Genomic DNA, 8,516 nt, shown 5'->3' with positions numbered 1-8,516 from the left:
TTGGCTGGCTGAAAGAAAATCGCAGGATCGGCACTCGCTATGACAAGCTGGCCAAGAGCTTTGCAGCCATGGTCACCTTGGCCTGCAGCCTACGTTGCATGCGGCAATACTTTTCGTACAAAGCCTAACGCATATATGTGTTAGGGCCTCCATTCGGAGGCCGGCGCGTTGGGCTTGCGGATCCAAGGGCGCAGCCCTTGCTCGCCGAAGGCCGCTCTTGCGCAGTCGCCCAGCCCACACACAAAAATCGTCCAGTGAGCGGGGCCCCAACAAGGGCCAGAGTGAACGGTGCAGTTGTCCACGGCCCAGGCGCGCATCATCGCCTGGGCGGTGGGCAACTGCAGGGCGATTTCCTGAGCCGAGCGCGGTCCTGATTGGGCTGGGCGGCAGCGCCCGGCCTCCTGGCCGGCCCCCAAGCGCTCTGCCGTAGCCGATCCAGGCCAAAGTAACGGTTCTTTACGATACCCTAACGCATATATGTGTTAGGGCCTCTCCGCGCTTTTGGTTTGCGGATCCGGCGCAGCTCTTGGTCACCGAAGGTGCTTCTGCGCTGCAGCAGCTCGCGCACGCAAAATCGTCCAGCGAGCGAGGCCCCAACAAGGGCCAGAGCGAGCGGTGCAGTTGTCCACGGACCAGGTGCGCATCATCACCTGGGCGGTGGGCAACTGCAGGGCGATTTCCCGAGCCGTGCACTTGCTCCCCACGCGAGCTGCTGCAGCGCCCGGCCTGCTGGCCGGCTCGCCCTCGATCTTGATTACCAGGTGGGATGGGCCATCCCGGCCGTGAGGCCGGGTTAGGAGTTGCCCCCTCGGCCGTACGATACAAACGGCAAGCGGAGCGCGCAGGCCGAAGGCCGGAGGCGTGAGGATGGAAGCCCGAAGGGCCAAGACCCGGCGTGCTTCTGGCCGGGGCTTGGTTCACGACAGCCGCCCCCCGGAGGGGGCACGCTCAAGAGGGGGAATCAAACGTCTTTCGGAGCCTGGCCAACTCGGGCGTCATGCCAACCTGGCCACTTTAGGAGGTTGTTCGGGCCGTTGCTGGCCAGCCATTTCTCAAGGTACGCCAGCTGCGAGGGATTCAACTCGGTGAGTTTGGGCAGGGTTTGAGTCGCTTCAACCTCGGCCTGCAGATCCAGCACAAAATCAGGCCCCAACTCGTCCAGCTTGGTCAGCACACCGTCAACGGCTTCCAACAATTGGCGAGGATCCCCGCCTCGATCAGCATACTCGCCCAGCAGCTCCGACCACTCGTCCTGCTGCGCATCCCATTCCACTGCTTCCTCGTCCTGCTGGTTCATCTGGTCCGGGTCTATGGCTTTCATTCCATGCGCCCGCTCCAGCCAGTGATCAGCCAGCATGCGTTCATCGCTGCCGTTGCTGCCGAAGCGGTCAGCCCGGGGCCTGTTGCCAAAGTTCTGGATGCCGGCCAGGTCGCCAATAAAGCTTTCGAGCAGTTCCGCAGGTTTCATCTGATGCCGGCGTGCTTCCCATTCGAATTCAGGCGGGATGCGTACGGAAACAACTTCTGTTTCATCCGGCACGAACTCGCCTTTGGCACCAGGCACAAGCCCTGCCGGCGCGAGAAAGCCGGTAGGTCGACTGTCGCACCGCCAACCGCATGTCAAATGAGCGCGGTGGTGCGGCCACTTCCCTTGGTTAAGCGGCACCATCTGAAATTCATCGTTCGTGGTGTCCAGCTCGTACACGCGGCGCAGGCTTTGATCCTGGTAAGCCCGGAAAATCAAGGTGCCGTACCCTGCTGCCGACGACGCAAAATGCGCAGGCAGTACATAGCCCACTTTGCCTACGTCACTCTCATTCACGTAATGAGCGGCGCGCAACGTGTGCTGCTTTCCTTGGTACTCGATAACCAGGTCAACCGTTTTCCCGTCCTCATTGATCTGGTTAGCAACCAGGGTGACGTTATGAATGGAAACTGAGTGAATTCGGCCAGCCTGGAAAATGAGTTCATCAGACGACATTTCGTCTCTCCTTGTGATTCTTCATTTCGATTTTTGGGCGGCAGGCTGGGGGAATGGCTTGGCCATTTCCCGCACCTGCTCGGCCAACTCGGGGGGCAGCCACACCAGGACGGGGACCAGCTCGCCGGCGCCCTGCTCTTCCAGGATTTTCCGCACACGCTTTACCGCTGCGTGCGCGGTCTGCTTGGTCATCCCCCTGGCCTCGGCTACGTCGGTGATGCGCTGGCCATCGACCAGAACGGCCTTGGCCACCTCGACAGTCGAGATGGCCAGGCGCTTGGAAGCAAACAGGGGCGCAACCTTCTTCCATTCTTCTTTGGTGTACATCGGCTGCATTCATCAGCTCCTAGTGTCGGTAGTCAATCAGCCGCGGCCCCCTGCTGGCGAATCCGCTGCCAGATCTCGCAATGCGTGATGGTCGGCAGCGCCAGGAACGTCCAGTAACGACCGCTTGAACGGGCGTACACGCGCACCAGGTCGCCAACCTCGGGGGCTTGCAGTATGAACGAATCGCCGGCCTCGCCGGCGTTGTAGTCGAGCACCTGAGCGCGGCTGAGCGCGAAGTCATACCGGGTTTCGGTGATGCGCGCCGGCTGGGTGCCGTGGGCGGCTTCCTGCGCTTGCAGAAAGCCTACTTCATCGCCCAGCACAGCGCCGGGGTGCCTTACCTGGATCTCTGGCAGCATCAGCCAGGTTGCGCGAGCGGCCCAAGCATTGGGGCCGATCTGGCGGGCATAGTCGATGATTGCGGTTTGGCCGGGTACATAGAAAACTTTTTGCATGGCTGCGATCTCCTTGCATGGTGCAGACCGGGCGCGCTGGGCGCCCGGCCTGGGGCTGTTAGGCGGCTTGGCGCAGGTGCTGGGCCAGTACCCACAGGGCGCGATTCAATTTCACGTCCTGGTCAATGCCGGAAACGGCACGGGTGCTGGTGCGGCGCCCTTGTTTGTTGCGGCCTCGCAGCCCTCCCTTGATGGTGTTTTCCTGTACGCGGTTGAAGGTCGACCATAGGTCATTGGTGGCGTCTTCGCGGCGGCGTGGTGCCAGAAGCTGGCTAGCGGTCACCGGAGCCGGGCCGTCTGCCGGGTCGTAGCGGTAGGCAAGTGCAGCCTCGGCAAAGGCGTGCTGCAGGTCGCCGCCCAGCTGGATACCCTTCATGGTTTCGCGTTGTTCCTCGATCAGCTGGAACTGATTCAGAACTTCATACGCGCCCTCGATCACATCCCCGATAACATCCTGACGCCCGCTGTGGCGGACTTTCTGATCCATCGCGGCATCGCCCAGTACCAGGCCATTGGCGCACACGAAACGGAAGCAACCGCCCATCATCTGGTAGCTGCTGGTGCCGTCGTGGCTGTTCAGCAGAATGATTTCGTTGGCTTCCTTCGCCACGATGGTGTTGGCGTGGCGCAGGCGGATCATGTGCTTGGTGTGCTCGCGTTTGTCGGTGTTGCGCACGCGGGTTTGGCAGGCCATGAACGGCATGAACCCTTCGCTGCGCAGTGCCTCCAGTACGTCGACGGTGGGAATGTAGCGGTAACGATCGGAGCGGCTTTCGTGAGCTTCCTCGGCAAAGATCGAGGGCGCCACGCGGGCGATATCGTCATTGGTCAGCGGGCTGTCGCTGCGGACCATGCAAGGGTTACGGAAGTTGCTGGATAGACGCATTTTTGAATCTCCTTCGCGATTTGCCTGGAGCGGTTGCCGCCGCTGGTTCCAGGCTGTCGAGGCGGGATTGCTTCGACAGGGTTAGTATCGCAAAGGGTCGAACCGAAGTCAACTATTGGTCAAATCTAATTTGACCGTTTGTCGCGCAGAAAAAAGCCCGACATTGCGCCGGGCCTGGTCCTGCGGTGTTTACTGAAGCTGCCAGCTGAAACGGTACGGGTCCATGAAGGGAATGTCGTCGTCAAAGCTGTCAAAGTCGGCTGCTGGCTGTGGTGCAGGTTGCGGCGGTTGCTGCTGAGCTGGCGGGCGCTGCTGCCGTGGCGCCTGCTGGCGGGGTGCTTGGCCGCTGCCCTGGTTGTACGGATCGCCGCCCTGCTGCTGGTTCTGCGGGCGGCCGCCTAGCAACTGCATGGTGCCGTTGATGTCGACAATGATTTCAGTGGTGTAACGCTTGATGCCGTCCTTCTCCCACTCGCGGGTTTGCAGCTTGCCTTCGATGTAACATTGGGAACCTTTGCGCAGGTACTCGCCGGCGATCTCGGCCACCTTGCCGAACAACGACACGCGGTGCCACTCGGTGCGCTCGACCTTCTGCCCGGTTTGCTTGTCGGTCCACTGCTCGCTGGTGGCCAGGCTGAGGTTAGTTACCGCGTTGCCGTTTGGCAGGTAACGGACTTCGGGGTCCTGTCCGCAAGTCCCGACCAGGATCACTTTATTTACGCCACGGGCCATGATGAATCTCCTTTTCCGTCTGGATTAGTCGTTTTCGAAGCAACCGCAAGGGCAGGTCATGCTGTCCAGGCCGTGCCAGCAAAAGCCGTTGTCGGCGTCTTCCTGGCGTTGTGCTTCGTTTTCACTGGCAGACATATAGCCGTAAGCCTCGCGGGCATACGCAAAGATTTCTGCCACTCCCTCGGCCTGGTCATCGGCGCCGAACTCTGCGTCCATGCTCGCACAGAAGGCGTTATGCACCATCGTGTCATAGGTAGGGAAGCGTTCGCATGCTGCGCCGTACAGGTCATCAACCTTGCGCTCCATCGCCTCGCTATTCGAAGCGACCGGCGCCCAAATCTTTTTGGCGAAGTTCAGAAAGTCGCCGGTAGTGAGCCAATTGTGGGCGCTGACTGCGGGGGCCTGAGCGGTGATATTCATGTGTGAAACTCCTTCGCGACTACCCTGGAGCGGTTGCCGCCGCTGGATTCCAGGCTATCGAAGCGGGATTGCTTCGACAGGTTCAGTATCGCAAAGAGCCTAACCAAAGTCAACTATTGGTCAAATCTAAATTGACCGTTTGTCGCACTTTCTCGCGTGCGAGAAATCATGCTTTTTCTGCGCCGTACGCTTGACGGCTCTACCGAGCTGCTTTAATGCCGAGCGTTTGGGCGCGGGAAACAAACGCTTTTCAAAGCAGCAGCCGCGGAGCGGATGCCGCCCTGCTCTTTGGGAATGGAAGCGCGCCACCGCTGGGTGGATCTGCTCGGCAGCCTTCGGTAGGACGCGGTAAGCCCGGACTATCCAGAGCCAGGCCGCGTGCAAGGGGACCGTGGAATACCGCAGGGAGCGCAGCGAGCGAGGATATGCCGCGAAAGCCCCTTGCAGGCAAGGCCTGGTGGCGGATAGGCCATTGGGGCGTCCGCTTCCTACCGATGGTTGCTGAGCTAGCCGCAGTGGTTGCCATGGAACGACCGGCAAGCGGAGCGCGCAGGCCGAAGGCCGGAGGCGTGAGGATGGAAGCCCGAAGGGCCAAGACCCGGCGTGCTTCTGGCCGGGGCTTGGTTCACGACAGCCGCCCCCCGGAGGGGGCACGCACAGGACTGCACCTTACTGGGTCCGTCCAGCCGGATGCAGCGCTTCATCAATGCGTTTCGGCGTCATGGAGGATGCAGCATCCGGCACCAATATTTCGATGCGAGTGGTGGTCGGTGGATGCTCCTGCAGATAGCGCACTTTTTCCTGGTGCTTCTGATCAAGCCGACGTTGAAGCATATGCCGCGAAGCGAGCATTTCGACCGTCAAAATTGCTACACCGGCAATCGCACAGAGAACCACGGGTAGCCAGTTGCGCCGTTTGGTCTTGCGTTTCATGGCGAGCCTCGTCAGTTGTCCAGGCGCAGCCCGCCGCCTTTGAGGCTGGCCAGCTCGCTGAGCAGCAGCTCGCGCTGCGACGGTGTGATTTTGTTGAGGTACTGCAGCTTGGCCAATGTGCCGAGTACAGCGCCGTAACCCATGAGGGGATAGGTCGGATCGGTTCGCCGCCGACGCAACGAATCCTCCAACTGATCCATGGACTGGGCCATCGCTGAGAACTTTTGGCGGATCTCATTGAGGGTGGTGGGCCGGTTTACCAGGTTCGGGAAGTAGTTGGCCAGGCCGGGCCGATCCGAGTCCATCAGGCACTGAATACCCAGCTCCAGATCTTCGCGGGCGGGAGCGGTGGCCACCGACAAAGCCCCCTCGATCTCGGCAACCGAAGCCGTCTCCAGCCACAGCAGCACATCGAGGTACGCGGTCAATTCCTGTTCCGTTCGTTCGTCCATGGCTCAATCCTCAAAATCCATTTCATCGCTGGCATCGACAACCAGGGAGCGGCACTGTTCGGCACGCCGCATCAAACTGATGCCCTTACCTGGCCAGAGTGACGCGGCGGCTTCGTACAGCTCGGCGGCTGAATACCACTTCTTCCGATGCTCTGCCAAGCGCGCAGCGGTATGCAGGGCCTGGCTGGAACGTTGGGCTTTGCTCATGGTGAGATCGCGGAACATGGTGTATCTCCTTCGCGTGGTTTCCCGGGGACGGTTGCCGCCGTCTTGACCGGGAAGGTGAGGCGCCCCGGGCGGGGCGCCAGTCGTTATGCTGCCTTTTCGAGATTGCTGGCCAGCGATAGGCCGACCGCAACAGGTCGTACCCACACCGGCATGTGGCTGAGCAAGAAGGTTTCGCCCTGCTTGGCCAGCAGGAGGGTTTGCGCCATGACGCCTGCAATGGCCTCGGCGGCTTTCGGCGGCACGGCATTACCGATCCGCTCGCGCCACGCCTGATCGCTCAAGCCGTCCAGCTCAAGCATTTCCTCGGGGTCGACCAGGCTTTGCAGCGCGGCCATTTCCAGGGTGGTGAATGGCCGGTGCCAGGTTCCGTCGAGGCTTCGAATCACGCAGGTCAGCCGATCATTCGCGGCTGGCATTCGCGGATCTGCCACGCTCCACCGGCCATTGTCCAAGCGCGCACTGGCGGAAACAGCGCCGGCCAGGCCCTCCCACGGCACCACGCCATAATGCCCCCCGCTGAGGTAGGCATCGCCTTTCACTCGCCGCAATCCTGAGCGCGGGTCTTGTACTGCAAAGGCGCCCTGCCCTGTCGTGCTGCCTGCAATGACCGTACGTGCGGCACCATCCCAGCGGGTCACGTTGTATTTGCCATGGCCACCAGCTGCACCACGCGGATCTGCCACGCTGAACGTGCCCTGCCCTGGCGACTTGATGCCGATGATTGCGCCGCTCGGGTCCTCCCAGCGCCGTACGCCATATTGTTGGTACTGCGCCGCACTGGCTGGGCTGCGCGGATCCGCGACGGAAAATGCGCCATTGGTGGGGCCAGTTTGACCGGCGACCGTGCCCACTGAGTCACCCCAGCCGCGCACGCCGAGATAACCGGAGAATGCTTCCGGCACAATCACAAAGTCGCGCAGGTAGCCATCTTCGATGGCCAACTGATCGAGGCTGCGCCAGTCCTTACCGGCCTCGACCAGGGCAAGGCGTACCCACGTTTTCCATTGCAGTGCAGGAACGCGGTGCATCGGGCCGGCGCGCTCGATATCGCCCGGCAGCGGCATGCGGCCAAGAACAGCACCGACCGATTGCAGGGACTTTTTCTCTGGCTCGTAGAGGAACGGCGGCACCTTCTCGACGTGCCGGGCCACCAGCAGGAAGCGCTTGCGGCTTTGGGCCAACCCGCCCAGCTCCCCGCAGTCGTGGGTTGTCTCGTTCACGGCATAGCCGAAGAAGTTCAGCACCTGGACGATCTGATCGAGCAGGTGGCGACCACGGGTGGCCAGGCGTGGCACATTCTCGAACACGATCAGGCTCACCGGGTTGTGCTGCCAGGCTTCGCACATGAGCCACACGCAGCGCAACGTCAGTTCATTGAGGGCCTGGTATTTGGGGGTGAGACTCAAAGCCTCGGACAACAGGCCAGAAGCGCCCTTGCAGGGGCTGCTGATGAACACCACATCGGGATCCTGAAAACCCGCAGCGCGGCGTATGTCTGCCGGCGTAGCCTCTCGCCAGTCGGCGGGCGGCTCCTTGCCATGAAAGGCGGTGTACTGCTCGCGGGTGAACAGGTCCATTTGTGTACCTGGTACGCCGGCCAAGCGGTCGAAGTCGCGCAGCGCGCCGGCGTCCACATCGACGCCGCCAATGCAGCGCCATTCAGCCTGCAGGTGGCCGACTACCTCTTTGTTCTGGTTGAAACCCTTGGCGCCGCCGCCAAGCCCGCAGCAGAAATGAAAGTGCTTGAGCACATACCTTGTAAGCATGTTCGTCATCCGTCACGAATGCCCGGACACCAGGTCCGGGCGGGGCTGTGGTCAGAGGGCGCGGGCAGTTGCCTCGGCCATATCGCGGAAGATCTCGGCGTGCAGTTCCAGCGGGAACTCCGCGATGACTTCGCGCTGGCCGATGCCGGAACGCTGAGCGACAACGGTGTACATGGTGACGGTGGCGGGGTCTTGGCCTGGGCGGGCCTGGTGGGATGGCTCGACGGTGAAGCCGGCGAACTCGCGCAGCTGCGCGGCTGAGCTGAAATAGAACAGGTGGGTTTCGATAGCCATTGGTGAATCTCCTTCGCTGTGTGCCCGGAGCGGTTGCCGCCG

At 61.7% G+C, this 8,516-nt stretch carries 11 protein-coding genes and 1 pseudogene; 1 reads left to right on the top strand and 11 read right to left on the bottom strand.

Annotated elements, in window-relative coordinates; genetic code table 11:
• Positions 1-128, top strand: a pseudogene (locus QMX84_RS13665) (IS5/IS1182 family transposase); the annotation flags it as partial.
• Between the two features lie 833 nt (positions 129-961).
• On the opposite strand, the gene QMX84_RS13660 reads toward QMX84_RS13665, so the two are convergent.
• From QMX84_RS13660 to QMX84_RS13610, 11 genes are all read right to left on the bottom strand, one after another.
• Positions 962-1,981 (bottom strand): hypothetical protein, encoded by a 1,020-nt coding sequence (locus QMX84_RS13660; protein WP_282364026.1) that lies wholly within the window; start codon positions 1,979-1,981, stop codon positions 962-964.
• 21 nt (positions 1,982-2,002) lie between these two features.
• Positions 2,003-2,317 (bottom strand): TrfB-related DNA-binding protein, encoded by a 315-nt coding sequence (locus tag QMX84_RS13655; RefSeq protein WP_028691955.1) that lies wholly within the window; start codon positions 2,315-2,317, stop codon positions 2,003-2,005.
• 23 nt (positions 2,318-2,340) lie between these two features.
• Positions 2,341-2,763 carry a hypothetical protein gene (locus tag QMX84_RS13650; RefSeq protein ID WP_282364024.1) on the bottom strand — a complete coding sequence of 141 codons (423 nt, stop codon included), beginning with the start codon at positions 2,761-2,763 and terminating at the stop codon, positions 2,341-2,343.
• A gap of 58 nt (positions 2,764-2,821) precedes the next feature.
• The gene (locus QMX84_RS13645) at positions 2,822-3,649 is read right to left on the bottom strand and encodes a DUF932 domain-containing protein (protein ID WP_102886353.1); all 828 of its coding nucleotides are present in this window, start codon (positions 3,647-3,649) and stop codon (positions 2,822-2,824) included.
• Between the two features lie 189 nt (positions 3,650-3,838).
• The gene (locus tag QMX84_RS13640) at positions 3,839-4,381 is read right to left on the bottom strand and encodes a single-stranded DNA-binding protein (RefSeq protein WP_282364023.1); all 543 of its coding nucleotides are present in this window, start codon (positions 4,379-4,381) and stop codon (positions 3,839-3,841) included.
• A 24-nt stretch (positions 4,382-4,405) separates the two neighbouring features.
• Positions 4,406-4,801: a hypothetical protein gene (locus tag QMX84_RS13635; protein ID WP_282364022.1), complete on the bottom strand. Its 396-nt coding sequence runs from the start codon at positions 4,799-4,801 to the stop codon at positions 4,406-4,408.
• A 669-nt stretch (positions 4,802-5,470) separates the two neighbouring features.
• A complete protein-coding gene (locus QMX84_RS13630; protein ID WP_282364021.1) occupies positions 5,471-5,734 on the bottom strand; it encodes a hypothetical protein in 264 nt (87 codons plus the stop codon).
• An 11-nt stretch (positions 5,735-5,745) separates the two neighbouring features.
• Positions 5,746-6,186 (bottom strand): hypothetical protein, encoded by a 441-nt coding sequence (locus QMX84_RS13625; RefSeq protein ID WP_282364020.1) that lies wholly within the window; start codon positions 6,184-6,186, stop codon positions 5,746-5,748.
• Between the two features lie 3 nt (positions 6,187-6,189).
• Complete coding sequence (locus tag QMX84_RS13620; protein WP_028692287.1) at positions 6,190-6,411, bottom strand: hypothetical protein; 222 nt, start codon at positions 6,409-6,411, stop codon at positions 6,190-6,192.
• Positions 6,412-6,497: 86 nt separating this feature from the next.
• Positions 6,498-8,180: a DNA cytosine methyltransferase gene (locus QMX84_RS13615; protein ID WP_282364019.1), complete on the bottom strand. Its 1,683-nt coding sequence runs from the start codon at positions 8,178-8,180 to the stop codon at positions 6,498-6,500.
• A gap of 51 nt (positions 8,181-8,231) precedes the next feature.
• Entirely contained in the window at positions 8,232-8,474 is a 243-nt protein-coding gene (locus QMX84_RS13610) for a hypothetical protein (RefSeq protein ID WP_028692289.1), read from the bottom strand.
• Positions 8,475-8,516 lie beyond the last annotated feature (42 nt).

It is taken from the genome of Pseudomonas sp. PS01297 (assembly GCF_029959305.1).
GTDB classification, from domain to species: Bacteria; Pseudomonadota; Gammaproteobacteria; order Pseudomonadales; family Pseudomonadaceae; genus Aquipseudomonas; species Aquipseudomonas helleri.
Note: the sequence above shows the minus strand (reverse complement) of the source record. Positions and strands in the feature narration are given on the sequence as shown.